The organism is Gemella bergeri ATCC 700627 (genome assembly GCF_000469465.1).
GTDB lineage: Bacteria > Bacillota > Bacilli > Staphylococcales > Gemellaceae > Gemella > Gemella bergeri.
The window spans coordinates 1-659 of sequence record NZ_KI271803.1; the positions used below are offsets into that span (position 1 = coordinate 1).

At 26.3% G+C, this 659-nt stretch carries 1 protein-coding gene; it reads left to right on the plus strand.

The genetic code is table 11. The annotated features are described in order from the left end of the window. Positions 1 to 453: 453 nt before the first annotated feature. Positions 454 to 659 (plus strand): transposase family protein (locus tag HMPREF1983_RS08035; protein WP_425402388.1); only part of this gene is annotated, 206 nt, incomplete at its 3' end.

Here is a 659-nt window from a genome sequence, read left to right on the forward strand (position 1 = left end):
AACGCCAGTATCTTTTGATATTCTATAATCAGTTATTTTGAGCTTAAACAGCTCTTCTATATCTTTTATTACTTTTTCTATCATAAATCCTCCTAAGTAAATATTAAAATTATGGAAATTATAGTTGCTGCAATTCCTATTAGCAATATTAACATTTGTATTTTTTCTTTTCTCATGCTATAATGTGAGTAACAGAGATACTTGGAGCTTTTGCTAAGCTCCTTTCCCTTGAAGTATTTAGAAGATTTTACCAAGTAATTCTACTATCTATCGTCTTTACCGTTTGGGTTATGGCTAAGACTATTGAAATTTTAACTAGAATTTCTTGGTTGGAATCTTCTTTTTTATTTTTCTTACTCACTTTCTCACCTCCTTATATTTATATTATACATTAAAAACCTACTACAAATAAAAGATAAAAATATAACTATTGAAGAAACACATAACGAAATTATAAAAAATAATCAAAAGTACTTTGTATTTAAAGGTACTTTATCCTATACTCCTAATAAGTGTGAATGCTGTGGTTGTCTTAATAAAGGTTATACTGTAGTTAAAAACGGCTTTAATGAACTTACTAGAATTAATCTATTAAAAATATCAGGTATTCCTGCTTATTTGAAATTAAAAAAACAACGTTTTAAATGTAAATCCTGTAA